Genomic DNA, 26689 nt, shown 5'->3' on the forward strand with positions numbered 1-26689 from the left:
GCGCTTTATCTATGGGATTAAGCCGAACAGAAACTCTATCAGTACCAGAACAACTGGAACGAAAAGAATGGCTAGCGTTTGAGGACTCTCTTCGTCAAATCGCTCTACCAAAAACAAGGGCATCCACCATTCAAGAAGAATCTGTTTCCGCAGATGAAGTCAATGGATTTATATGGAGTCGTTTTGCGAAGCTACCAACTGGAGAAAAAGAAACGGTAATTATAAGACAAGCGACTCAACTCTCAGGCTCTGGTCTGCCCACTCTAGAACTCATAAAAGAAGCTATCATGGCTGGCTTAAAGGAACTCTCTCTTCATGAACGTAAGCTTTTGTTAGATGCTGCCGTCAATCACGTACCACTCACTGACCTGGCTAAACAGACCACGGCTCCAACAGAAAATCCATATGTTTTGGTAAAAACACAGCTCTTTAGAGCTCGGAAAAAAGTCCTCGTTGAAGCGGTCCAATGTCTTCAAGCGCGAGACGCTCGGGGGTCTCAAGAACCTCTAAACATAGACTAAAATGCAGAGCGAGAAGCTACGACTCTTGCCTATTTAATACCTCATCAAGAGAAGGCATAGCTGGAGCAGTTCCATCACGCTCTGTAGAAAGCCCTGCAACGGTAGTTGCAAACTGAATTGCTCTTGGCAGATCTCCCTCGTAACGAACTATTCCAGCCGCAAGTCCACCGTTAAACGCATCCCCGGCTCCAGTTGTATCAGTAGGCGTAACAGTAATTGAGGGGGTCCTCAAAATCTGACCTTGTTTAATATTATGTACTTTCCGCGGTGGCTCTTCTTTTTGATACAGAAGTGACCCCTCTGCCCCTAGAGTCAGCAAGAGTCCATTCACTGGAAGTTCTACGAACATTTCTCTTATCGAGTCATCGGATAACCTATGAAATGTCTCGTCATATTCCCGGTTACAGAAGTGTTTTAGTAATGCAACGCACTCAGATTCATTCGGAGTGATATAATCTGCAAGCTCTAACTGCTCTTGGGTGATTGAGGAACTCATCGGTGCGGTGTTCAAAATTGTCAGGAGATTATTCTCTTTTCCATATTGAAGTCCACGAGTAGTCGCTATTGGATTGCTCTCCAGTTGAAAAATCAGCACTTCAATTTGCTCTTGTTGCTGCAACGCCGAAAGTACGAAATCTGGTGACAAATCCAGATTCGCTCCAAGGGCTACTACAATACTATTCTCAGCCTCTTCATTTACAACAATCGATGCTGCCCCTGACGTCTTTTGAGGTGATACTTCCAGCAACACTGACAGACCCTGCTCTTCACACCACGCACGATATCCTCTCCCAAAGAGATCCTCTCCGATACAACCCACAAAAAGCGTTGGCACTTCCTGCCGATGCGATGCTACCGCCTGATTTGAGCCTTTTCCGCCTGGGCCAGAAAAGAATTCACCAATTACGGTCTCTCCAGCCTTTGGGAACTCATTCGTTCGAAAAGCAAGATCTTGAACAAAACTGCCAACAACACATACTTTTGAGTTCATGCTATGAGTCCTTTACTCCTCTTCGCCCGTACTATTTCTTCAAGAAGATCATCCGTTAAAAGGTTTTCCAATGTTGTTCCAGGGAATTTCCGAGCCCATTGATAAACTGCTTCTATCTCAGAACCAGAAAAAATCGAGGGCTTATTCCTTACTTCATCAAGCGCTTCAATCAATTGAATAGCGATAACACTTGATGCTTCGACCGCACCGTCATACTTCGATCCGCTACATTGGCTTGTTATCTTTTGGTAGAGAGCCATACCGTCTATGACTATTACTTTTGTTCTCGGATAACCAACACACATCAAATTCCATGGATCTCCGTCAGAGTCTCCTGCCTTTCGAAAATCCGTTCTTATCAGCACTGAGGGAATATCCAGCATTTTTGCGACCATATACTCAACCACCGTTCCTGAGTCGAGCTCTGGTCCATCAAAGTGAAAAATTCCAAGGTCACTTTTGATCACATGCAGGAGATCCTGATCTCGAATGGAGATAGCGGAAGTATCGCGTTGTTCAAGATCTTGCGGCACAAAGCAGGAGTACAGCCCTTTTGATTGCGTGTGAATCTGCTCTGCTAAGAGGGCATTCCCTAAGAGATGTTTCAGACTAAAAAGTTCGCCTGCAAAATAAATAGAAAACGTAGAGTTCATGCCGCTAATTTAACCTTTTCCCTCGGGTATGCCACTTATTTTTTCAGAAAAAAGCTTATCAGTTTATCTCTTTGATGAAGTCTCTTGTTTGGTCACTCCTCTCATAACCCGACTGAAGTGCTGTGCGGTCATACCGTAGGAATGCTTGTGTTGCAGTTAACGTTCTGCGAGATGCATAGCTGACATGCCCATTCCATTGATTGTTGTCAGCTGAGGTAATACGTACCTTTGTTACCTCGAGAGAGCGAGCCAGATCTTCCACTATCTCAACTAAGGCATTCTCCCAATGAAGCTTTGGAAGACCTCGAGTAGGATAACGTTCCACGTGACCGACTTCCGCTTGGGGTCTCAGAGCCACAACTCCTTGGATCTGTTTAATATGGATACAACCAGCATCTTGCTGATCAAGGAAAAACCCCACTACCGCTTGAGGAATTCCCTTATATGACAACATTATTCCCATCGGAGTATCCATGTAGAGTTCGCCAGGCCTGCTCTCCACCAGTATTGTCTTAAATAATCTCAGCTCTCGTTTTGCTCCTTCATTATAGACTTCTCCAAAACCGGCCCATGCGGCACATCCAGAGGGAAATTTTCGTTCAGTCTCATCTCCTCGATCTCGGAGGTAGAGCCAGTCTGCTCGAAAGTGGGCATTGTGAGAACGCTGCTTTAAGCTATCAGACTTTCCATAATGACTAATAACCTTTCTTATTGACTCTTGATTCAGTGGCGTATCAATTTTTTCCAGAAGGTGAAAAGCATTTTTGAACCATTCTCGCTGTCGCCCGATCGTAGATTCATCGGGAGTCCCCTGCAGTCCAATTACTTTCCTGAAGAGTTCAGCGTTACATGCCTTTTCAAGAGCAAATGCCTGTGATAACTGGAACCGTTTTTTCTCATCCTTCATCAAGGAAAGAAGGTCAATAAACTCGGATGCTCTTAATCCTTTGAGAAGAACAGCAGTATCTGGAGTCCACCGACTCGTCTCTAATCCTCGAGCGAATCTTTTTAGGGTTTTGAATGAAAATTCGCTTGCTACATCATCGAGGTGAAGAGGAAGAATCGAGTGCGAGAAGGTTTCTATAATATTGCTGCGATCGTGTATGAAATCAATGTAGCCCGCTCTTTCAGGTAGTTTAGGACTATCTCCGAAGCCTGTATGCTGAGTTGTTTCTTGGTGCGGATCCATTGCTTCGAATATATCGATCTTGTGTTCCTTAAACTAATTCTTCATCGGAATAATGCTAACACCAATATCATAGTGTTTACATGCACTTACACAAGTACTGGCCTAATCTTGGCAGCGGACCACTCAATAGTTATTGAAGACCGCTGTGTATCAATGAAAATTTTTGTAAAGGAACGCATAAAGAAAACAAGTTTGCTATGCTGTGCGGATAATTCACGTGAGAAAAATGAACGCCAATCAAAACGAATTAAAACGTCAAGCGCCCCGTTCTGCTCTTTCTTTAAGCGAAGCAGATCTCCCGTCCCTTGATGTGGTGGGTCTATATCTCAACTCTCTTAATTCTCATCCGGGATTAAAACCTGAAATGCAGGTACAGCTTGCATTACAGCTGAAAGAAACTCGCCAAGAGCTTCAACGAGAGGTCTTCCAATATCCGCTGGCAGCAAGAGAGCTCATAGGGAGCTTGCAGAATATACTGGATAACAAGGCTCCGATTTTTGATGTAGTTGATGATGAGAGAATCCTGAAGTTAGGCGCTCAAGAAAAGCTCCGTAAGACTCTTCCAGGGCTTATAGAATCTCTTCATGCTACGGTTAAAACTCTGGAAGGCTTGCATCGAAATGAAGTCTCAGACCAGGCTGATTCTATCGCTACCAGTAAGACACAGAATCAACTCGTCAAACAGTGTCACTCTTATTCATGGAAAGATTCGCTCATCGATGATCTTGCTTATGTAGTTTGTGACGCGCTCTATTCTGTCCACACAAAGGATGCCGAACAGACCATTGAACAACAACGAATGCTCACTACAACAAAAGAAGCTTCGCTTGGAAAACTCAATACGCTCTTTTCGGTATTTGAGAGACATCGTTCACTCAAGGCAGAGTTTGCTGAGACAAATCTGAAACTAGTCATTGCAGTTGCAAAAAAATATCAAGGATTAGGACTCGAGCTTGAAGATTTAATCCAAGAGGGCAATGTAGGACTACTACGTGCATGTGAGAAATTTCGACCAGAAGAAGGATGTCGCTTCAGCACGTACGCTATCCATTGGATCAATGTACGGATTATGAGAGGCTTAATGGTCAATCGGAAGCTAGTACATATTCCAATCGAACATCAACGGTTAATGCGCTCAATTGCAGAGACAATAGACAGCTTCGTAAAAGAGGGCCTTCAGCCTTATGGCGATTTGGTAGCAGAACGGCTAGGAGTGAGTCAGCAACTCATCAAGAACTTGTCCCCTTATCTCTCAAAACCGAGGAGCCTTGATATTCCGAATCAGGATGAGAATACATCGTGGCTCATTAATTCGGTTACTTATACACCGGCTGCATCTATCCCTCTTCCTTTGCTTCGAGAGGAACTCCAAGAGAGAGTTTCTAAGGCGTTTCATGATACTCTTAATCATGTACAACGTGAGATCCTAAAATTTCGATTTGGCTTAGAGGGATATCCAGCACTCTCGCGAAAGGAAATTGGTCAGCGAGTCGGGGAAATTAGGGAGAATGGGAAAGCAATCAGTGGTGAGCGAGTCCGCCAAATTGAAGTTGCAGCCCTGAAAAAACTTCGAAAAAAACACGAAAATTTTGATCTCAAGTTATTTTTGGAAGAATCATTAGGAATCTGAGGACTCTCTCGACATTTCGATAATCAACACCAGAAATTCCTCAATAGTTTTTCTCGCTGAAAATAAAATAGTTCGAGTTTGTAATACATATATACATGCTTCAAGGCAAAGCATTCATCAACAGTATCTGAGATAGCAATCGCCCCACGTTTTACGAATAGTATTTGCCAGTGCCAGCCCACTGTAAAACAACCAAAAACGAAGAACACGAAAGACCTGCATGATATTCCATATCATCATCGCTCTTCTTCAAACTTTTGAGCCAGTTCAATAGCAGCTCTCCGATTTGTCCTGGCCTAATACACCAAAAGATCAATCCCATGAGTTAATGAAAACATAGCTTCCTCTTCGCTTCTCTAAAAAAGAAAGAATAAGATAATTAAGCCCTCTTACTCTACTTCTCTGATAGGTTTACCTGATGAGAGTCCACAACTGGGACTGACCCGCTGAGGTTCGTGTCAAAATATTCGATTCCTAAAGGATGTCGTTTCCGGAATACTTCGACAGACAGATATGCACCACTTGGCTGCAGGAGCTGCACCTCAAGACTCTGACTATTTTCAGCTGTAGCGGCTTTTACCAATGCACAGGCAACTGAGCCAGAACCGCAGGCAGTTTCAAAGAAAAAGGTATCAATACTTCTTACCCATACAAATGGGGTAATACTTTCACCCAATGTACTCGATTGAATATCAATAAGTCCGATGGCGGGAACATCCTTCAGGTGAAAGAGTGTCTCGGCATTGGTGAGAAGTGCTTTTCGGTCATAATCTGAAAGCGTGGCTATGTCAGCATCTCTGAACACGAGGTGGCTAATTCCAGACAAATGAGCAATGTTACATTGGTACGGGTTGGCATTTAAGTAAATTGTTTGATCTAAAAGAACTTCCTCAAAACAGACAGAGGGCATCGCCACTTCGACTTCATACCGCCCATCTCTTGTACATATCCGGCTGCTAAGTTGTCCTTCGCAACCCGAAATCTCTATTTTCGCCCGAAAGTGATCCTGGTGTATTGATACCGCATTCGTTTGGATAAGCTCCTCCGCAATGAATGTTTTTCCCTCTAGTGTAGAAGCCACTACGGCAGCTAGACATCTGAGGGCATTGCCGCAAAACTCACCACCAGCCATTTCTAGTCGTGCTGCAGAGGTTGAAAATTTCGGCGGGACCAGGTAGCCACCCTGTTCTAATTTGGGGAATTTCTGAAGAATACGATGGTGAACCCCTCCTATATTTGCACTTCCTATTTCTTTATTTTCATTCGCTACAATATAGGTTTGATTTCCTCCTGGATCACACAAAAAGATAGTCTGTAAGTTACTCATAAACGGAGTAATGGTATCTGAACAAATCATATCGAGAGCTTCTCCACTACATTCTTGAGTTTTGATACGCCTCTCTCTAAAGCCTCTCTATACGGTGCTTCAAGTGCTCCACTTAAGCATGCTCGGACCATTCCTTTATCTGGGAGAACACTAAAGTTGCCTGCATCAGCAAAAAGGACCATAAGATCACGAACGACAGAATGATTTCTTCCGTATTCATTTGTCACAGCCGTTGAGATCTCTTGGAGGAGTTTTTCAGGCGATGTTGAATGTATTCGTGATTGAAAATCACTGATTGCGACTTCACCATCTTCAAAATGATATGGGGGACGTTTTTCTCCGACAGGAGTAATGAGTTGTGCCGTCTGAGCAGCATGGTTTAAACCCTTCGCCTCTACTAGTAGCTTGCGCGCTCGATAAAAAATCTTCTCTGCTGGACCACCAATCATAATGACGTTATCAACATCACGTTGCATTTCATCTACAAGTAGATGTTCAAAGGGACGCGGCTGAATCGCATCGCGCATATAGACCGCATGCTCCGCAACATAACGTAAAGCATTATCTCCCCCCTTTTTCTGAATGAAACGAGAAAGGCTCTGATCTGAGGCGACAACTTGAGCAAGGTCTTGTGTTACCTCAACGATAAAATTATCAGTCGGAGAGTTAACTTCTAAATGTTTGTCGGTAAGGATTCGAACTCTTGATTGAAGTGACGGGTGGACTAATTCAATATAGTGCGAGAGGAGACTCGTCAGGTTCGCCTCATTTTGCAAGACAGCGGCTCGATCAAAATCTGGATTCGCTCTCAAGACCCCTTGAGTGGCGATATAAATTTCTGCAGATGTGGTATCAGGAAGCTCTTTGAGTAATCGAAGAGTAGGTACGACATATGAAAGAGTTCGAACCGGCAGTGGTCCATCTTCTAGTCCGTAGCCCTGAGCAATGACAGCGCTCTCAACCTTTAATCGAGTTTTTAAACACTCAAGAACCTCTCTGCCTGAAGGCGCTTCTTCAGAAGCTCGCATCGAGAAAAAACTTTCGACTGGGGGCAAAGTGTACCGCGACATTTCAAAGCTTGAACCCTGTGAAGTGGGATTCACTATCTCTGATTTGGTTTTATCTGCTGTAACATTCTGCATTTTATACACTTTTTATTATCTACTGAACGCAGTACTTTATCTTACTAAAGTGCTTTAGTAAGATAAAGTGTCATGGGTTTCTGGTTGAGTCAAGTCTAGGCAACAAAATTCTTTTACGAGATGAACGGGTTTATAACGGCTGCCCGTTCGTAGAATATTTTCCAGCGGGTTGGTGGACGTTGAGTATTTAGCGCTCAGATAACCGCCTGAATATTTGGGAAGAATGCATTATTTTGCTTAAGGGCGTGAAAATAGTAATCCTGAAGCAGCTTCGCGAAAGGAATACTTATGAAATTCTGTGCTCTGTTTATTTCTCTATTCGTTTCCACTGGTGTTGCGGCTCAGCAACTACCACGAATTATCGGAGGCAGCAGTATTGATCTCAGGAATTCGCCAATTGCGTTCATAGAAACTGATAGAGGGAGCTGTACTGGAAGCCTTGTAGGACCGACGGAAGTATTAACTGCTGCACATTGTATTCATGGCACGTCACTTTCTTCGGTAGTTATCTGGATAAACGATACGCCACGATTTCCCAGTACGAGCTATTACAGTAACTACTATAGCGAAATTGCCGGAGTTGCTGGCAATCAAGGCACAGATATAGGCATGTTCATACTGGACACCCCAATATTCGATGTCCCTGCCCTTCCAGTAATTGTCGACCTTCCCATGGCAGCAGGGATACCTGTTTCCGTATATGGACTTGGCACAAATGAGAATTCGGATCTCGTCGAGCTAGGCCCCGTCAACGGAAAGACTGCTGACGTTGCTATTCTGGCCACAACACCTGGATTTATTATCTCAAATCACTTTACTTCAGGGGCTTCCACATGTGCTGGAGATTCTGGAGGTCCGATGACATTTTCGCTAGCAGGTTATGAAGGAATAGTTGGTCTATTATCAGGCGGCGATAATGTGACCAATCCACTTGGGCAATGCGTCCTCGGAGGAGGAAACAGTTATCATACGAAAGTTTCAACACTTTTGGCGCAGAACTTCCTCGCGTCCTTTCCTGGGGTTCAGTACCTTTCAGGGCGAAACATGATGTTTTTAGCCTGGCTTGAGTCCGCTGCTGATAACTTTACCATTGCTGCTCAGAATCAAACGAACAAAAGGTTCATAAAGAAACAAATTCGGAAGATGATTATGAACTTAAAGCAAGCGAAGCTTTGGGCCTCTGATCTTCAACGGATTCAAGGAATACGAAAGTCAATCAGATTACTCCGAAAAGCTAGGAAAGCCCGGAAACGACGACAATTTAAACTCTTGAATAAGTTTGGAGCAAAAGTCGTGGAGCTTGGCAGTCTTCCAATCTCACCATGATTTCTAGTCGTGGAAGTGATCCAGTCTAAGCACTGAGCAGGAAACAATCAGCCGAGAAAAATAGGCGGGAAAAACGAGATGGGCATAGTGCCGAGCGGAAATTGGGCATAGTGCCGAACGGAAATATGGCGGAGCCAACGGGACTCGAACCCGCGACCTCTCGCGTGACAGGCGAGCGTTCTAACCAACTGAACTATGGCTCCGCATTACGACATTGAAGTCATAACTCACTTGCCCGAACTGTTCAAAGCTTCGAACGCTCTCCTCGCGTTCTCCCCCTCAAACGCTCTCGCGTTTGGCAACCTAAACGGTCGCACCGGGGGTCTTGCTCCTCTCTTACCGCTCCGCGGTATAAGCTCGACCAACTGAACTATGGCTCCGCACTTCATGCGGAAGCGGAAAGATAGCGAAGTGCCCCATGAAAATCAAACCCCTTAAGATTATAAGGAAATAAGTGATATTTTTTGCCCAAATAACCCCTGAACCTCCCCTGACTAACCCCCTTGTTCTTCACGTCTGCTTCTCGCTACTCTTTTCAATATCAAACCTCCAGGGAGCCTTTCATGTCCAATACAACCCACCCTATCCTCACACCCTACACCCTACACGACCTCTCTTTAAAAAACCGTGTGGTCATGGCACCTCTCACCCGAAGTCGCGCTGGTGAAACTCGAATTCCAAATGAGCTCATGGGTGAATACTACGCGCAAAGAGCCTCAGCAGGTCTTATCATCGCTGAAGCTACCGTAATCTCGGAACAAGGTATCGGATGGCCAAACAGCCCAGGAATATACACAGAGCAACAAGTCGAAGGCTGGAAAAACGTTACCGCCTCACTTAAAAAAACTGGAACACCTTTCTTCTTACAACTCTGGCACTGTGGCAGGTCATCCCATACAGATTTTCATCCCTCAACTGGTCTGCCCGTAAGTGCTTCCGAAATAAAGCTAGAAGGGAAATCAGTCCAAACTCCACTTGGCAAAAAGTCTTATGAGACTCCACGAGCACTCACAACAGATGAGGTAAAAGCAGTAGTCAACGATTATAAAAATGCGGCCCTCGCCGCAAAAGAAGCTGGCTTCGATGGAGTAGAAATACATAGTGCGAATGGATATCTCCTCGATCAGTTCCTCCAGTCAAAAACCAATAAAAGAGAAGATGAATACGGAGGGAGTATTGAAAAACGAGCTCAATTTCTAAAAGAAGTGGTACAAGCAATTCAAACAGTCCTTCCCTCAAATAGAATCGGTGTCCGACTCTCTCCAAATGGGGTGTTTAACGATATGGGATCCTCTGACTACCGAGAACAGTTCCTCTATACAGCCTCTATGCTCAGTGCCCTCAATATTGGGTACCTGCATGTCATAGACGGGCTCGCTTTCGGATTTCATGAGCTCGGTGCGCCAATGACTCTCAAAGATTTCCGTGACGTATTCTCTGGACCGATCATCGGAAATTGTGGATATAGCCTCGAGACCGCAAACGAAAGAATTATCGAAGGATCAGCTGATATGATCGCTTTTGGGCGGCCGTTTATCAGCAATCCCGATCTGGTTGACCGCTTTAAAAACTCTCTGCCCCTAACAGCAGAGGCCCCTCAATCTGTTTGGTATGACTGCTCCCTTGGTGGTGAAGGATATACCTCATTTCCTCCAGCAGCATAGAATTTCTTGCTCGATGAAAACGAGAAGTTGTAACACACTATCTTTATGCTACTCTCTAGAGCATTATGAAGTTAATTGTGTCATTCGCTTTTTAGAGAGCAATCATGAGCACCGAATACAGCCACCAGACCATAGAGCCCAAATGGCAGCAATACTGGCAGAAAAATAAGACTTTTCGACAAAAGCCACATCCAAGCCGAAAGAAATTTTACTGCCTTGATATGTTTCCCTATCCCTCAGGTTCAGGGCTCCATATTGGTCACCCCCTCGGGTACACCGCTACTGATATATATAGCCGCTTTAAAAGAATGAATGGTTATGACGTGCTCCATCCAATGGGGTATGACGCATTTGGACTACCCGCTGAACAACACGCAGTAGCTACTGGTGAACACCCTGGCAAAATTACCACAATCAACTGTGAAACGTTCACGAAGCAGATGAAACGAATCGGCTTCTCATACGATTGGGATAGAGAAATTCATACGTGCGTCCCAGATTACTATCGATGGACCCAGTGGATTTTCCTAAAGCTCTATAATTCGTGGTTCGATCCAGAGAGCAAAAAAGCTCGCCCAATTGAAGAACTTCCAATCCCCACAGATATCGCTAATGAGGGAGATAAAGCTATATGTGACTATCAGGCGAGTTATCGCCTCGCATATATCGATGAAGCAATGGTGAACTGGTGTCCAGCGCTCGGAACCGTACTTGCGAATGAAGAAGTTATAGACGGACGCTCTGAGCGAGGAGGCCATGAGGTTGTTCGAAAGCCGATGCGCCAATGGATGCTTCGTATTACCGCCTATGCAGACCGACTCGTTGATGAGCTCGAAACACTTAACTGGCCCGAAAGCATCAAAGATCAACAACGAAACTGGATCGGGAAAAAACATGGGGCAGAGATTCAATTTGCTGTTGAGAATTCTAAAGAGTCACTTACCGCATTTACGACCAGACCCGATACTCTCTTCGGCGTTACCTTTTTTGTGATTGCTCCTGAACATCCGCTCATCAACGAGCTTACCACTGCCGAGCAACAAGAAACGGTAAAGAACTATATAGACAATGCCGCAAAGATGAGCGAATTCGATCGAACTCTTGATAACCGCTCAAAAACAGGTGTTCCGACAGGAAGCTACGTAATAAATCCTATCAATGAAGAACGGGTTCCGCTCTATGTGGGCGACTATGTGCTCGCTTCTTACGGGACTGGTGCTGTTATGGGCGTTCCTGCTCATGATGAAAGAGATTTCGAATTCGCTAAAAAATTCGACCTTCCCATTCGTCCTGTTATTACTCCATCTCAGAGTGATCCTGAAACAATACAGAAGAGTGATTCTGGAGAAATTGCTTGGACAAAAGAAGGCACAATGTTGCCATGCGACTCCCCTGTTGCCAAAGAACTCCAATTAGAAGGAAGTTCTAATACCGACGCGATGAGTCGTATTACGAAATGGCTTACTGAAAAAGAACTCGGCAAGCATGTTATAAACTATAAGCTCCGCGACTGGCTATTTTCTCGCCAACGTTACTGGGGAGAACCCATCCCAGTGGTGCATTGGGAAGATGGAACGATTACAGCCCTTCAAGAGAGTGAGCTTCCCCTCGTATTACCTTCTGTTGAAGATTATAAGCCATCTGATGGAGGAGAATCACCCCTCGCAAAAGCCGCTGATTGGTTAACCGTGACTGATCCAAAGACTGGTATGAACGGTCGCAGAGAGACGAATACCATGCCGCAGTGGGCTGGTTCGTGTTGGTACTATCTCCGTTTTATCGATCCTGATAACGCTGAAGCCCCGTGGGCTCCAGAACTTGAAAAAGAGTGGATGAATGTCGATCTGTATGTTGGTGGTGCCGAACATGCGGTGCTTCACCTCCTGTATGCGAGGTTCTGGCATAAAGTCTTGTACGACCTTGGGTTCGTTTCTACGGTGGAACCTTTCCAAAAACTCTTTAACCAGGGAATGATTCAGGCTCATGCCTATAAAGATTCGCGGGGAGCACTTGTCCCCGTCGATCAAGTCGAAGATGATGCTCAAGGACATCCAATAAAGAAAGATTCAGGGGAACAGCTAGAGAGAATCATAGCAAAAATGTCGAAGTCTCTCCGGAATGTGGTTAATCCTGATGAAATCATTGAAGAGTATGGCGCAGATACTCTCCGCATGTATCTCATGTTCATGGGACCACTTGATCAATCAAAGGTCTGGGATTCTCAAGCAATTACAGGCACTGCGCGCTTCTTAAGACGTGCTTGGTCGTTCGTTACAGGAAGTAGTGAAGAACCGCTTCGTCCCTTTGTAACCAACGAGGAAGAGTCGGAAGACGTCAAAAAATCGCTGCATCGCTGCATTAAAAAAGTTGGAGAAGACGCTGAAGAGCTTCGTTTCAACACTGCAATATCAGCACTGATGGAATGTCTAAACGAGCTCATAAGCTCTCAAGTAAGTAAAGAAACGGCGGAAAACTTTCTAAAACTCCTAGCACCCTTTGCTCCACACGTTAGTGAGGAACTCTGGGAGCGGCTTGGGCATACCTCATCGATCGCTTATGCGGACTGGCCTCAATACGACGAAAAATACCTTCAGGAAAATAAGGTTACGGTGGTTATTCAGGTAAATGGGAAAAAACGAGGACTGATAGACGTTCCCCTTGATACTGGTGATGAGACACTAAAACAACTTTCGATGGAAGCCATGAGCAACACCCAGCATCCGTTGAGTGCGGAAGATAAGTTTATTTTTGTGCGGAATAAAAATGACCAATCCCCAAAGCTCGTAAACGTCATTCAGCGATAGTTATGAATCGGATGAACAGAAGAGACGCTTCCCTTTTTCTTCTATCAATCCTTGAGCGCCGGCTTCTCTTTGCATCCACATACGGGAAAATCAAATACATTAAACCAGTATGTACAAATACTGCATGAGAACCCTTGTTTCGGATGCACGTCGAATATATCTCGTTCAAAAATGGAATCATCGTCTTCTCCTATGCTATGACGATCGCGGCACGCTTTTGTGGGCTTGCAGCCATACTCAATTTCTACACCATCACTGAGCACATCAACAGCGTTATCACTCTCATCAAAAAGCAATGACTCTCGAGTACAATCCTCTTTCTCTCCAGGGTTTTGAACTTCAGAATAAGCAGCAAGTGGAAAAAGAAATATTGCTGAAAGAATGATAAGGACATATTGCATGAAAACCTCCGCAGTCAATATCCCTCACCCTAGAACTATTATTCCCTGTATCAGTCTTGAGGTGACATAAGCGAGAGAAAGAACTGTTGTCAGGCGCAAAAAGCACGCTGAAGATTACTACTTCAGCGATATTCGATGATTTTCAAACAGGCCCGCTGATGAATCTCTATACCGAAAAGAATTGATCAGGGGTCATTACCAGATACTGATCTGTGAGAAATTGCTCCGCAAAAGAGACGCCTATCTTCATCCCAGCTTGCTTTCTCATAAAATCCACTACGTCTTTAATTCCATGCTCACGAAATGAAATCGCCATCTGCGTGTTATAACAGAGAACAGCTTGTTCTATCTGTTCAATCACGTCAGATACATCGACTACAAGATTTGGATGGCGATCTTCTGGAACCATAAAAAAGTATAGTTTAGCAATATTGTGTGGTTCCATGTCCGGAACTGTTTTCTTTAAGCGTGCAAACTTAACTGCATCTCGAACCAACGCTCCCGTCGTATAATGATCAACATGCACCAAGCCACGTGGCAACGCTCGCTCATTACTATAGTACGGAGCAAAAATCAGTTTTGGGCAGTACTCCCTTATCAGACGAGCAATTCGAATTCGTGACTCGCGGTCGTTCTCAATGCCGGTATCTGGGAAATCAAGCATCAAACAGTCACAGCCTATAACAGCGGAAGCGTCCTCAAACTCCTTCTTTCGGACTTCAATATTGCCATAGGTTCCCATCTCACCCTGCGTGAGGCATATACTCAAGACCGAATAACCGGCCTGGACGAGCTTAATCATGGTCCCGCCCATTCCCATCTCAGCATCATCAGGATGAGGCGCAATTACTACTACATCGTACGTCTTTGACATGATATCACTCCCTTCTGGTCCATAAGACTCCAGCGTTGTTGTGGCACTCAAAAAAGAGTACTCTTCACACTCATAATTTTCAATGAGGAGTTATCAAATGAAAGAATTGTCCTCTATAAGCCAATATAAAGAACTGAAACAGCAAAGCAGTTCGGGCCCGGTGCTCATCATGAAACATTCAACTCGCTGCACTCGTAGTGCTTCAGCTTTTGATGAGATGAAACGTTTCTCTGAAGACAATTCTCAAGAATTAGAGGTAGTCATTTTAGATCTGCTCGAACATCGAGATATTTCCGCCCTGATCGAAGAAGATACCGGTATCCAACATGAAAGCCCTCAATTGTTTATATTTTTGAATGGCTCTGTTATGTGGGAATCACATCACTGGGAAGTAACTGCTGAGAACATAGAAAAGGCTCTCGGTTCGATTGAAGCTAAGTAAATGATAAGGTAGCACCTTACGCTGAAAACCGTATAACCGTATCGAAACTCTAATGAATGTCATCGAGGTACAAAATCTTCGAAAAATATATACCGTACCCCTGCGGCGAGAGGGAATACTCGGTAGTATTCGCGATTTATTTCATCGAGAACACAAGGCAATAGAAGCGGTAAAAGATATTTCATTTTCAGTCGCTCAAGGAGAAGTGCTTGGCTATATCGGTCAAAATGGAGCTGGAAAGTCAACAACGATAAAAATGATGAGTGGAATTCTTGTCCCTTCATCTGGTTCTATTAATGTTTTGGGATTCAATCCTTCAAAAGAGAGAAAACTTTACACGAAGCATATCGGTGCCGTATTTGGACAGCGCACTCAGCTATGGTGGGATATAGCACTCATCGAGAGCTTTCACCTCTTAAAACGGATTTACCAAGTACCCGAAAGGGAATATTCCGAACGGCTTCAACTGCTCTCAGAAATTTTAAACCTTACTGACCTATTTTCCGTTCCAGTACGAAAACTCTCCCTTGGTCAACGAATGCGGGGAGAACTCGCGGCAAGTCTACTGCATGGACCAAAAGTTCTTTTTCTAGATGAGCCAACTATAGGTCTTGATGAAGTTGGGAAACATAATGTGCGGAGTTTTCTACGAGCGATAAATCGCGATTTCAATACCACTATTATCCTAACAACGCATGATCTGACGGAAATAGAAGAACTATGTAAGCGAGTCATCATTATTGATGAAGGCTCAGCGATATTTAGTGGTTCCTTAGATTCACTAAAAAACCTCCCAGGATTTGGTCGCAGAGTAATTTTTGACTTCGCGGAAGACGCGCCTCAAGAGGAACTGAAAAAACGATTTCCACAAGGAGTCATCATCGAACAACAAGGTGAGCGTCGGTTAGTGTGTAGCATTGATTCAACACAACTTAATCCCATTCGGTTTGTTCAACAAATATCTGAGGCGTTTCCACTCGTTGACCTCACCGTTACTGAACCTGCAATAGAAGATGTCGTGATGAAAATCTATCAGCAAGGGCAACAAGTCTTTCGGCCTGAAGGAATATCTTCATGACGTCCTCCTCTCTTTCGGCACACATTGCTTTTGGGAAATGTGCTTTCTTAAAAATGCTTGCATATCGTCTACGGTACTATACAGGCATTTTTACCTATCTTATTTTTGTCTCGGTGTATCACTTCATCTGGAAAGCGGTGTATGCAAACCAGCATGAAGGGGCTCTTATAAACGGATTTACCTTTAGTGAAATGGTGACGTATATAGCGATTGGGTGGATTGCTCGAAGCTTCTATTTCTCGAATATAGATAATGAGGTCCATAACCTTGTCCGCTCTGGTCAGATCACAAGTTTTCTCCTGCGTCCAGTAAGCTTCCAAACCACCCTTTTTTGCCAAGCTTTCGGAGAGTCTCTTTTCCGCCTTCTCTTTTTTTCAATTCCAATTGGGCTCGTCATTGTTTCTATTTTCCCAGTTACTCTCCCCACCTCCACGCTCGCATTTGCATATTTTGCCCTATCCACATTTCTTGGATTCGCAGTGCTTGTTGCCCTCAATTTTATCATCGGACTTCTTGCATTCTTTTTTCACTCCATTGAAGGGATTATGCGCGCAAAGCATAACATTATAATGCTTCTGTCCGGACTTCTTCTCCCAATGACTTTTTTTCCACCCGCTATCCAATCATTACTCGAATGGATGCCATTCCAGGCAATTGCCTATATTCCACTCGCCATTTACCTCGGCAAAGTCTCTGAATATGACATTTTGGATGCGGTACTTCTCCAAGCGTCATGGTTTCTTATTCTGACGCTCGTCGGTGCACTTATGTGGCATCGGGCGATGCGTTCTCTGACAGTCCAGGGAGGTTAAACCCGTGAAATCTCCCACCCTCACAATATACGTCGCATACTTCATCCAGTTCTTTAAACAGAAATTCGAATACCGAGGAGATTTCATAGCTGGCATAGTGGCAAATATTATCCTGACACTCTCTGGGTTACTTTTTATTGTGTGTTTGTTTTCTGGAGAGGGGGTAAAGGCACTTGGAGCCTGGTCACGAGATGAAGTATTATTCATTTATGGCTATTCCATGATTTCCATGGCGCTCTTTTCTTCAATAGCTATTAATCTCTACGGATTTAGTGATCGATACATCATCCAAGGCGAATTTGACCGGGTGCTCCTGCGTCCCCTAGGCACCTTACCTCAAATTCTCTTCGAGTCCTTCAATTTAGATTCTATAGGAAGCCTCATCATCGGGCTCTTAACTCTCGGCTTTGCCTCCTTTCAGCTTGAACTGACTCCATCGTTGATTGATGTTCTCTGGTTGATTATTAGTGCTGCCAGTGGAGCTATAATTCTTCTTTCTGTTTTTGTTATTCTGGCATCATTTTCATTTCACTTCGAGGATCGGATCGGGATCAATCCGCCCTTCTATAATATGATCGCTTTCGGACGCTATCCCCTCCCCATTTTCCACCCAATTATCCAGTTCATCCTTCAAACGGTAGTTCCCTTTGCCTTCGTCGCGTTTTATCCAGCAACACATTACTTCAATCATGAAGGGTTTGAGATGCTTTGCTACGCTACCCCCCTCGTAGCTGCTATTACAGCAACGATCTCTGGAATGTGCTGGTCACTTGGTGTAAAAAAGTACACTTCAACGGGTAGCTAGGAGCCTCTGTCCCTCAAAAATACTATGGAAAAGAGAGATCATTTAAAGGCATTTCTAAACCAAGAAATGGGAGCTGAGGACCTCTTCTCGCTAGATTTCCGAAAAGAGCCCGACAGGATCTGCGCAATTCATCAAGCACAAAAGAAAGGCGTCTCATCAGCAGCCCTATCGGCAATTACAAAGATTAATAGTAGCCCATTGCCAAAACAAAAAGAGAACCTAGAGAAACTCTCTCATCAAGGGGTCGTAACGGTAATCGCAGGCCAACAAATCGGCTTTGCTGGAGGTGCCTATCTTACAGTACTCAAAGCAGTCACGGCGGTAAAAGCAGCTCGCGATCTTGAAGAACAAACTGGTGTAAAATGTGTTCCAATATTCTGGATGCAAACAGAGGATCATGATTATAAAGAAATAGAATCAACCTCCTTTTATAGCGAGCAAGAGGGTCTGTACTCCCTAATGCTAAAACAGCCTGCGTGTCATGATTCCGTGGGAAAAATTGTAATTGATGAAGAAACCTCCAAAACGGTAAAAGATGTTCTTGATACATCTCCCCTCAGCAAAGATATTCAGCATCTTCTAGAACCCTACCATAAGGTTGGAACATCTCTTCCTCGAGCATTTCAGCAGTGTATGCAGCATATTCTAGGCGCTACCGGAATTCTCTTTTTTGATCCGCTTCAATCAGAACTTGATGAAGAACGGGCCAATTTCTTTCCCACGGCTCTCGGTAAAGACAGGGAGATTTCGGAGCTCCTATTACAACGAGAGGACGTTCTCCTTAAAAATGGATTTCATACACAAGTAAAACTAAAAAAAGGAAGTCCTCTTTTCTTTATGAGCTGGGAGGAAAAACGTCAGAGACTGACACCCCATGCAGAAGATATTGATAGGTTGTACCACCAAGACACTCCGTTCCTAATACCTGAGCTTCTTGAACTGATAAAGACAGAACCACACCGTTTTACTTCAAGTGCCCTACTCCGTCCTCTCTTTCAAGATACTCTCTTTCCTACTGCTATTACCGTGGCTGGTCCGGCTGAGTTTCGCTATCTATCACAGATAAAACCGCTCTATCCTCTATTTGGACTCAAGCAGCCCCTCATTTTACCTCGAAGTCACTGCACAATAATTTCGAAAGCACTCCAAGGACGTCTAAAAGAGCTAGGGCTCACCATCGATCAGTTTTCAAAACCCATCAGTGACCTGGTATTTCAAAGCGGCATTACGGAAGCCTCTCGACCAGAGACCTTATTCTCCTCCGCAGAACGTCAGATTCTCGGCATCTACGATACATTAGCCAGTGACGTTCTCACAGTTGCAGGTGGTCTAAAGAAGTCCGTTGATCTTACTCGGAACTCAATCATTACCAATCTGTCTAAGTTTAGAGGAACGTATGAGCGCACGCTCCTTTCACAATATAAAGAACTCAATGACGAACTGACGAAAATTCAGATATACCTATTCCCCAATCAAGCACCGCAGGAGAGAACTCTGAACATATTCTCTTGGGGAGAAACGTTGGCTCAGTCTTTCATTCACCTTCTAGGAGAAGACATAAGACCATTTGAACATCAACAGAGGCTTACCTATATCATTGAAGACGATTTGACGTCTCTTACAGCAGGCAGAGCATGAAGATAGGAATCACTTGTTATCCAACCTTTGGTGGCAGTGGCGTTATTGCAACTGAAGTAGGTATGGCACTGGCTCGACGTGGGCATGAAGTTCACTTCATCTGCTATGAAATTCCACGACGATTGGATCGGTTTACCGAAAATATTTTTTTTCATGAAGTCATCGTCCCAGATAGTCCTGTCTTTAAATATGCTCCCTATTCTGTGGCTCTTGCCTCCAAGATGGTTGAGGTTCATCAACAAGAAACCCTCGATGTTCTTCATGTTCACTATGCCGTTCCACATGCGACCAGCGCTTTTCTTGCGAAACAGGTTATTGGAGAGGATGCACCGAAGATTGTTACCACGCTACATGGCACAGATATTACTCTTGTAGGGAAAGATAAAAGCTATCTTCCAATAACAAGATTCTCTATTACAGAAAGCGATCGGGTAACATGTCCATCCGAATTTTTGAAGGAAGTTACCTATAAAAAACTCGGCATACCGGAAACACATGAGATTTCAGTAATTCCAAACTTTGTGAATACTGACCAATTTGCACCTCGTCATAGAACGGAAGAGTCCATACTTCGACTGATTGGTGAAAAACGTAATATTTTACCTCTCATCATTCATGCATCCAATTTTCGAAAAACGAAACGTATTGGAGATGTCATTCAAATATTTGCACGAATACAACAAAAGTGTGATTCCTATTTAGTCATGATCGGAGACGGTCCTGAGCGGAGCATGGGTGAAGCTCTAGTAGACGAGCTTCAACTTCGGGAACGAGTAATTTTTCTCGGTAATCAGGAACATCTTTCAGAGATATTGCCGTATGGAAATTTATTTCTCTTACCGAGTCAACACGAAAGCTTCGGCCTAGCAGCACTGGAAGCCTTAAGCTGCGGAGTACCAGTGGTGGCGTCTGCTACTGAGGGAATTCCTGAAGTAGTGCGACATGGAGAAGTTGGATTTTTGGCGAAGGTGGGAGACATTGAAGCTATGAGTACGTTCGGTATACAGATTGTCTCCGATACCAGATGCGGTCAGGAGTTTTCACTCGCTGCAAGGAGACATGTTGAGCGAAACTTTACAGAAGCCCCAATGATTGACCGTTATGAAGCATTGTATCAGGACATCGCTGGCTAAAATCCTTGTCGCTCAGCATGAGAAAACGTGCTTTTTTAGTACATATAATCAATATCTTACCCGCCTTTCCGCCTCGTCTATTACTTAAGAATCGAGAACTCGTTATCTTATTGGAAGTGTGGAGAAGACCTTCTGGCTCGCCCTTGAATCGCGAGCTGCAGAGGTCCTCATAAGGGGAGATAATGCATCAAGATAAATCACGAGACGACTCGAACAATGAGCTCTCTCATGCCAACTTCAGTAATTCCATAATGCCTGAATATGCGACATTCGTGAAAAGTTCAGAGGAGTGGGGTGTCACATTTGATAACCCACAAATTCTCACGCGTACCAATCCATCCAAAGAAGATTTTAAGCGTTATAAAAACTTCACCCAAGAGCTCAAAGCTTCCATTAAATCGCGTTTGAGCGAAGAATATAAAGACTATCAAGTCCGTACTCTGAATCCCTTTATCCAAGTTGCAAGCAAGAAGAGTGATTCAGGTAACGAAGTCACAACCTGCACTTCATATAAATTTGCGATTGAGATTGTTAACCCAGAAGCGGATGAAGAAAAACGATATGGCATGATTAGCGGAAAAGATGAAGATGCGACTCTTGAGCTCTTTAAAAATCGAACTGGCTACTTTGGTCAATATTTTCATGATCCCGATGAGATGTTGGGGCTAGGTATTGAAGATGAGGATATTCAATTTCTGCAACCAGCAACCTCTGTTCGAGCATTCTATGAGAGTATTGAACACTTTGAGGATCTTCGCTCTGAAGCGCCTTCAATTATCCAGGAGCATATCAGGCTTCGATTAGCCATGCTCATGAGACTCCGAGAATACGACGATCCAGCACTTGATGCACGATGTGACGTGCGACATTCGGAAGAGGGAGGGCTCGCACTTTATGTTGATGGTGAAAAGATAGATGGTTTTGATATAGGGCTTGATCCTGAAGACCTCTCGCTTCAGGTTTGGATCCCGAGCGAGGTTCAAGAAAAGCTTGCTCCTAAGAAGTAGCTGACTAAGATTTCACCTCTACCTGCGGCCAATGTGTAATATCGTAGTCATTCATTCCTTGGCTCAAACCTCTTCAGGCTCTCCGAGCTAGAGTTGCACCCTCACCTGTATCCCTAGCCCTCCGAATGGATGGCCAGGCCACTCTAAAGTAGGATTAATCGTCAGTGTGGAGTGATAACGCGGGAACCATATCTGCAAGGGAAAAGTGATACGGCCAGTATCGACACTCCGCGAAGATGAGACTGGATTCAAGAGGTCTTCAGTTTTTTGATTCTGCTGAAGAAAGTTGAGGTATACTCCCGGTCGAAACATGATTGAATCAGATACCGTATACAGGATCCCAAAGTGAAGATAATTCTCAGTACGCTTATCACTCTCATCAATGGGGCTGAACTCAGATTCAATTACCTCTTCCTCCAGAAGAAAGTAACGAATCCCGAACCAAGCTCTCGATGCAGGAGTAATACGAGCTCTGAACTCAAGATCGGCTACCAGGTTCTCTCGACTGAGCTTTTGATTCGACCGTTGTAAAGCATCTTGCCACCGTCGGCTACCAGTCTGGCCCTTGATTGAAGAGAGAAACGTGAGATCAGATGGATGGCCATACATGAGTGTCATACCCCCCTCTTGCTGAGCATAAGAGAAGTGAAAATCCTCACCCCGTGAGCGAAACTCAGTATCTGTATTCCAATTCATCCATACATGAAGAGAACCTTTATCAAGAAAGCGGAAATATCCTTCCCCAAATAAGGTGTATGGCCTTTCCTCATAAAAGAACTCATCACTTTTTTCGTTATAAAAGGGATCGACAAAAACAACTGCAAATCGGAAAAACTCCCTCTGATTGAATTCGCTGTTCCTATTACTCCTTAGCTCCAGCTCAGGAGCGCTCTCCCATTGTAGCTCTAATTGAATGTCGGTATCTCGCTTCTCAGGCTGCAAATCACTCATAAGCGTCAGGCTCCATCCATTCCCAAACATTACGCCTGCACCGAAAAGCTCACGATTATACCGCGAGTCAAAGTCTTCATCTTTCTGATAACGAAACGTTGCGAACAATGAGCCATTTACAAGCCAACGTTCTTTGAACTGAGCAATGAGATACATTTCATCTCGAGAAACACTGCCGCCTGTAACTCTCAATCCTTCTCCCCAGTGATTCCACGATGTAACGTCCTCTGGATCAAAACGATACGTAAATCGATCTATGAAACTTTGCTCGTCATAAGAAAACAGCCGCCCTACACGCTCATTTCCCCGATACGGATCAGGCTCAATGATCTGGTACTGGGCATACGCTTCTCGAACGGACACAGCGAGAATGAGCCAGAAACTAACGTAGAGGAAAGTAGAACGAGACATGTGAGTTGAAGTCTCTCGCTCTCAACTGGGCCTTGCCATGATCGCCACGATTCAATGAGTTCTGAAAGCAGTTTCTTCTATTTTTGCCATAAGGCTTTCATGAGAACAAAACTCTTAACTCTCTGTAATCAATGAATCTTCAGCCGAAGACTCGCTCAGTTTTCCTCATTCGCTGTGGACTATCAAATTGCTACTTGCTATGCTTTTATAACGCTATTTTACGGGTGTATAGCAAAAGGGGAATTATGGACAGTTCAATAAAAACCGCTATTGGCATCGAACGGACAGACGACCAACAGGTTCATGTAGTAACTCCAGATCAAGAGCGCCTCCCTGTTAAGCAGGACGAATATATTGATCTCATCGTTCCGGCACGAACACAGATAGCTCAGTTTAAAGACATAGATGGGAACCTACATTCAACTTCCTACGCTCCAGATCCGAAAAATGTAAGGGTTGAGATAAAAGGCGAGCAAGTAATTATCAGTAATACGCCGAAAGCACTTGATCCCGATCAAGAGCATACGAAAGAGATGCAAGATGCTCTCAATCGAGAACGCTTGATATGTGTAACAAGATTTGAACAGAATGAATCTGGCGTAGCGAGCGTTAACCTTTCAGAAAAACTCCATCGAAAGATAAGTGAGCGGTAATAAGCGAGACTAAATTTTCAACGTCTCAATTGACGCATTGTGACTCGTTTGGAGTACAACCTAAAGGTTCTCACGCTCTCTCAAAGTCTTGATATCAAATCCATCTTCTGAAGTCGGCGAGGGTTTACGCGCTAAGATACATCGCTTAGTCCTTCGATGGAGAATCGTCAGATTCGAATTGTATCACCTTCGTTTCCTGCCCCAACTTTTGCTGGGACGACCAGGTCTTTTCTCCCCTGTTTCCTTTAAACGAAAGTGTTTTGTCCACCTTTTAATCTGTTCAATGATTTCTCGTTTCAGCTCTGGCGCTCCAAATTTCTTGACCAAATCTGGGCTTACTTCCGTCGCCATAAGCACAAGTGGAATTGTTACTGCATCCCCGCTCCCTTTCATAACGAGAAGGTCAAAAGGACGTCCTACAATATATTGTGAGCTTTCAATCACTGACCCCTTGGCAAGCCTCCGGATCCCAGATCCTCCAAGATTTTTGTACTGCGTCATATTGTCTTCACATTCTACGAGAACAAAGACTGAGTCCATCTGCGACTTGAGAATCGATTCAAGCAATCCGTCCCTCACTTTTTGGATATAGGAATCAGTGCGAGATTGCGCTGGGGACATCTCCTCAGATAAACGCTTTACTAAGTCAGGAAGCTCTTGTGGGCGTTCACCTAATTCAAGCCTCTCGGTCAATAGATTCCGATACTCTTGAAGTCTTTGAAGAGACAATGTGTCAATTCCCATTTTACTATGCCGAGGCGGTTCCTGCATTTCACTAGCATGAAGGACCTGTAACTGTGATATAGGGTCTGACTGCTTTTCATTCGTATACCTACTCCAGAGCTTTCGCTTATCAGGAATGATAATTCCTTCAACAGCATTAATAGCGGCGATGTCAATCGCCAACTCCAGTACAGGAGCCAGTTCTCGCCTCTCTCGCGTTAGATTTTGTGCGTGCACTACCATTGCACCATCACTAACACCGACTGGCAGCTCTGCAACTTTTGCCCCGTCTTTTGTTACTCGGCCTTGGGGACTCAATAATCCGAGCAGTCGTAATTTCTTCCTTCCATACTCGATATGTTCAGCAGAAGGAGCATCTAAATATGGCAATTGCTCAATTTCTCGAGATGCCACATTGAGTGTCAGAATCAGTTCACCAAGTGGAACTCGCTGCACTTCTGGTGTGGGTACTTTCTGCAGCCTGTCTATCGGCTCATCCCCGTGATAGATATAGACTCCTGGACCACATCGACCACACCTTCCTTTCCGTTGTTCTAGGTTGAACTGCGAGATTGGATGAATACTCAATGTCTCAACGCCACGGTGGAGCATCATGTCTCGCTCTAAACCCGAATCTACTACCGCATCGATGTCCGCTATCGTAATACTTGTCTCCGCAATGTTCGTTGCTAGGACGATTTTTGGCTTGGAATAGATCTTCATTGATTTCTGTTGCTCCTCCAGGGGCAACTGTGAGTGAAGGGGGAAGATCTCTGCGTTTAAACCCTCTAATTCTAAGCGTTCCTTGAAGGTACGTATTTCTGCCTTTCCCGGCAGAAATACAAGAACATTTTTCTCTTGCTCTACAAGATCACGCACATCCTCTAACATAGATTCGCCGCGTTCCCTTGTTTCGATTGGATAGCTTCTTCCAGTTGCGTGTACAATTGGAGCTCCGCCTAGCTTCTTTGATATCCCTTCAGCATCAAGAGTTGCCGACATAATCACCAAGCGTGGTATTGTAATTGATTGGGGATCCCCTCCTGACTGATCCCTTTCACTCCATGCCTTTCGATACAGTGCAATCAGGGTATCCATTGACTGATTCCGTTCATGGAACTCATCTATGATTAAAATATCAGGAGGAGCTTTTTTACTGTGAAGTTGGCTTAACAGAGTATATCCGTCAGTTGTAACGACAAGTTTGGTGTTACTACTTACCGACTGGTCAAACGCATGCTTGAAACCAATCTCTTCACCCAGCTCAGATCCACGCTCCTCTGCAATTCGGCCTGCTACAGAAAATGCCGCTAGTCTCCGAGGTTGGGTAAGTACCACCGTATAACCAGCATCAATCAGCATCTGGGGCACCTGTGTACTTTTACCCGCCCCAGTCTCGGCTGTTATGATTATGGCATTGGAATTTTTAATCTGGTGAAGGATCTCGTTCTTCACTTTATATATAGGAAGATGGGCCTCGCGCTCCTGGCGAGCTCGCTCTAAGAGCTCTTCCATACTCAGTTCGGCAACATCCTTTACAGCAACCTGATTTGCTCTACCTTCAACAACACTCTTCTTTTTAAATGCGACTGGAAACTGGATTCCCCGAAAACTTTGAGAAGAAGAATTTTGAGAAGAAGAATAGGGAGGGTAGGTGGGATTCTTTGCTCTATGAGGTCTTCCATGAACGTTCTTATGGAAGTGAGCGCGACCTTGGGGGGTCCCCATGCTGGACATAGAATCTACCTTTAATCCTTCACGTTATGAACTTGTTCGCAAACCTAGGAGGGACTCTACCCTTTTTAAAATAGAGTTTGAATAGTTTTATCTCTATCTTCATCTAATTATTATAACCCTCTGATATGAATAGAATAAATGATGAGCATTATGAAAGAATCGTCTTGATTCGGGTAATTAAGAGGTATTGTAAACCAGCAAGGAGAGCTTCCAGGCTAGATTGTTCATTCGGTGAAGAGCGCACCCTTTGTTTTCTGAGTTACTTCAGAATGAAATCTGAATCGGGACATCTATGAACAGCTTATCCCATTGCTCACGAGATCGACCTCTAAGAATTCATCCAACGGAGAGGGGCTGTTAGCACTAGCTATCGGAAGATAAACCCCACACGGGGCTACAAACTCAGACACCCGTAAAGACTGAGCGGTGTACCGATTGATCACTGTATCCAGTGCAACAAGTGAACCAAGAGAAACTACCACTACCAGGGAAATGGCGAGAGCTAACTCAGGCATAGCTACTCCACACTCAGCATTGGTTAGACGTTCATCCCGTGAATCCTGACCAAGGACACTAAGAGATTTTCGTACACTCCTCCACTGGAGAATTATTTTTTTCATTATCCTCCCCCCGGAAGATGTGTTTCTTCTTACAGGCTATAAAACTCTGCTTATCTCCTGAAGATGAAGCCGTTTCTTTCGTAATGCCTTATGCCCACAACAGGCTCTAACCTTCTAATAGCATTAGAAAATACGTTTTCCTTCAATCTCACACCGA

General features: G+C 44.3%; 23 protein-coding genes and 1 tRNA gene. 13 read left to right on the forward strand and 11 right to left on the reverse strand.

The features are described 5' to 3' along the window. On the forward strand, positions 1-521 hold a 521-nt coding region (locus tag EBR25_07400; GenBank protein ID NBW40814.1), incomplete at its 5' end, for a hypothetical protein. Between the two features lie 16 nt (positions 522-537). On the opposite strand, the gene EBR25_07405 is transcribed toward EBR25_07400, so the two are convergent. Genes EBR25_07405 through EBR25_07415 form a run of 3 tightly spaced genes read right to left on the reverse strand, consistent with a single transcriptional unit; the run spans position 538 to position 3354 of the window. Next, positions 538-1512 carry a ribokinase gene (locus EBR25_07405; GenBank protein NBW40815.1) on the reverse strand — a complete coding sequence of 325 codons (975 nt, stop codon included), beginning with the start codon at positions 1510-1512 and terminating at the stop codon, positions 538-540. Beyond that, positions 1509-2165, reverse strand: a complete 657-nt coding sequence (locus tag EBR25_07410; GenBank protein ID NBW40816.1) for a hypothetical protein — start codon at positions 2163-2165, stop codon at positions 1509-1511. The genes EBR25_07405 and EBR25_07410 overlap by 4 nt, the downstream gene beginning before the upstream one ends. A 58-nt stretch (positions 2166-2223) precedes the next feature. Beyond that, positions 2224-3354 (reverse strand): hypothetical protein, encoded by a 1131-nt coding sequence (locus tag EBR25_07415; protein ID NBW40817.1) that lies wholly within the window; start codon positions 3352-3354, stop codon positions 2224-2226. 226 nt (positions 3355-3580) lie between these two features. Here EBR25_07415 and EBR25_07420 point away from each other — a divergent pair, with 226 nt between their 5' ends. Beyond that, the gene (locus EBR25_07420; GenBank protein NBW40818.1) at positions 3581-4984 is read left to right on the forward strand and encodes a sigma-70 family RNA polymerase sigma factor; all 1404 of its coding nucleotides are present in this window, start codon (positions 3581-3583) and stop codon (positions 4982-4984) included. Positions 4985-5378: 394 nt separating this feature from the next. Here the strand turns inward: EBR25_07420 and EBR25_07425 are convergent, their stop codons facing one another. Together EBR25_07425 and EBR25_07430 are read right to left on the reverse strand one after the other, a co-directional pair. Then, entirely contained in the window at positions 5379-6341 is a 963-nt protein-coding gene (locus tag EBR25_07425; GenBank protein ID NBW40819.1) for a hypothetical protein, read from the reverse strand. After that, a complete protein-coding gene (locus tag EBR25_07430; GenBank protein ID NBW40820.1) occupies positions 6338-7453 on the reverse strand; it encodes a hypothetical protein in 1116 nt (371 codons plus the stop codon). The genes EBR25_07425 and EBR25_07430 overlap by 4 nt, the downstream gene beginning before the upstream one ends. A 288-nt stretch (positions 7454-7741) precedes the next feature. Between EBR25_07430 and EBR25_07435 the strand changes: the two genes are divergently transcribed. After that, positions 7742-8779 (forward strand): hypothetical protein, encoded by a 1038-nt coding sequence (locus EBR25_07435; GenBank protein ID NBW40821.1) that lies wholly within the window; start codon positions 7742-7744, stop codon positions 8777-8779. A gap of 126 nt (positions 8780-8905) precedes the next feature. On the opposite strand, the gene EBR25_07440 is transcribed toward EBR25_07435, so the two are convergent. Then, positions 8906-8982 (reverse strand) — tRNA-Asp (locus tag EBR25_07440). Positions 8983-9342: 360 nt separating this feature from the next. Between EBR25_07440 and EBR25_07445 the strand changes: the two genes are divergently transcribed. Continuing rightward, on the forward strand, positions 9343-10443 hold the full coding sequence (locus tag EBR25_07445; protein NBW40822.1) for an alkene reductase: 1101 nt from the start codon (positions 9343-9345) through the stop codon (positions 10441-10443). A 104-nt stretch (positions 10444-10547) separates the two neighbouring features. Continuing rightward, positions 10548-13247, forward strand: coding sequence for a leucine--tRNA ligase (locus EBR25_07450; GenBank protein ID NBW40823.1), 2700 nt, complete (start codon positions 10548-10550; stop codon positions 13245-13247). A 44-nt stretch (positions 13248-13291) separates the two neighbouring features. Here EBR25_07450 and EBR25_07455 read toward each other — a convergent pair whose 3' ends face one another. Next, on the reverse strand, positions 13292-13648 hold the full coding sequence (locus EBR25_07455; protein NBW40824.1) for a hypothetical protein: 357 nt from the start codon (positions 13646-13648) through the stop codon (positions 13292-13294). A 166-nt stretch (positions 13649-13814) separates the two neighbouring features. Then, positions 13815-14522, reverse strand: coding sequence for a hypothetical protein (locus tag EBR25_07460; GenBank protein ID NBW40825.1), 708 nt, complete (start codon positions 14520-14522; stop codon positions 13815-13817). An 82-nt stretch (positions 14523-14604) separates the two neighbouring features. On the opposite strand from EBR25_07460, the gene ytxJ reads away from it, so the two are divergent. The 7 genes from ytxJ (at position 14605) to EBR25_07495 (ending at position 21437) form a co-directional block, all read left to right on the forward strand. Beyond that, positions 14605-14964, forward strand: coding sequence for a bacillithiol system redox-active protein YtxJ (ytxJ, locus tag EBR25_07465; protein ID NBW40826.1), 360 nt, complete (start codon positions 14605-14607; stop codon positions 14962-14964). A gap of 52 nt (positions 14965-15016) precedes the next feature. Then, positions 15017-16042, forward strand: coding sequence for an ATP-binding cassette domain-containing protein (locus EBR25_07470; GenBank protein ID NBW40827.1), 1026 nt, complete (start codon positions 15017-15019; stop codon positions 16040-16042). Then, positions 16039-16854 carry a daunorubicin ABC transporter permease gene (locus EBR25_07475; protein NBW40828.1) on the forward strand — a complete coding sequence of 272 codons (816 nt, stop codon included), beginning with the start codon at positions 16039-16041 and terminating at the stop codon, positions 16852-16854. The genes EBR25_07470 and EBR25_07475 overlap by 4 nt, the downstream gene beginning before the upstream one ends. A gap of 4 nt (positions 16855-16858) precedes the next feature. Continuing rightward, a complete protein-coding gene (locus EBR25_07480) occupies positions 16859-17659 on the forward strand; it encodes an ABC transporter permease (GenBank protein NBW40829.1) in 801 nt (266 codons plus the stop codon). A gap of 24 nt (positions 17660-17683) precedes the next feature. After that, positions 17684-19297 (forward strand): bacillithiol biosynthesis cysteine-adding enzyme BshC, encoded by a 1614-nt coding sequence (bshC, locus tag EBR25_07485; protein ID NBW40830.1) that lies wholly within the window; start codon positions 17684-17686, stop codon positions 19295-19297. Further along, a complete protein-coding gene (bshA, locus tag EBR25_07490) occupies positions 19294-20430 on the forward strand; it encodes an N-acetyl-alpha-D-glucosaminyl L-malate synthase BshA (GenBank protein NBW40831.1) in 1137 nt (378 codons plus the stop codon). The genes bshC and bshA overlap by 4 nt, the downstream gene beginning before the upstream one ends. Positions 20431-20612: 182 nt before the next feature. Then, a complete protein-coding gene (locus EBR25_07495; protein NBW40832.1) occupies positions 20613-21437 on the forward strand; it encodes a hypothetical protein in 825 nt (274 codons plus the stop codon). 87 nt (positions 21438-21524) lie between these two features. Here the strand turns inward: EBR25_07495 and EBR25_07500 are convergent, their stop codons facing one another. Beyond that, positions 21525-22799 carry a hypothetical protein gene (locus EBR25_07500; protein NBW40833.1) on the reverse strand — a complete coding sequence of 425 codons (1275 nt, stop codon included), beginning with the start codon at positions 22797-22799 and terminating at the stop codon, positions 21525-21527. A gap of 245 nt (positions 22800-23044) precedes the next feature. Between EBR25_07500 and EBR25_07505 the strand changes: the two genes are divergently transcribed. Next, positions 23045-23452: a hypothetical protein gene (locus EBR25_07505; GenBank protein NBW40834.1), complete on the forward strand. Its 408-nt coding sequence runs from the start codon at positions 23045-23047 to the stop codon at positions 23450-23452. A gap of 183 nt (positions 23453-23635) precedes the next feature. Here EBR25_07505 and EBR25_07510 read toward each other — a convergent pair whose 3' ends face one another. Together EBR25_07510 and EBR25_07515 are read right to left on the reverse strand one after the other, a co-directional pair. Beyond that, the gene (locus EBR25_07510) at positions 23636-25912 is read right to left on the reverse strand and encodes an ATP-dependent RNA helicase (protein NBW40835.1); all 2277 of its coding nucleotides are present in this window, start codon (positions 25910-25912) and stop codon (positions 23636-23638) included. Positions 25913-26202: 290 nt separating this feature from the next. Continuing rightward, positions 26203-26532, reverse strand: a complete 330-nt coding sequence (locus EBR25_07515) for a hypothetical protein (GenBank protein NBW40836.1) — start codon at positions 26530-26532, stop codon at positions 26203-26205. Between the last annotated feature and the right edge of the window lie 157 nt (positions 26533-26689).

The organism is bacterium, assembly GCA_009926305.1.
Lineage (GTDB): Bacteria > Bdellovibrionota_C > UBA2361 > UBA2361 > RFPC01 > RFPC01.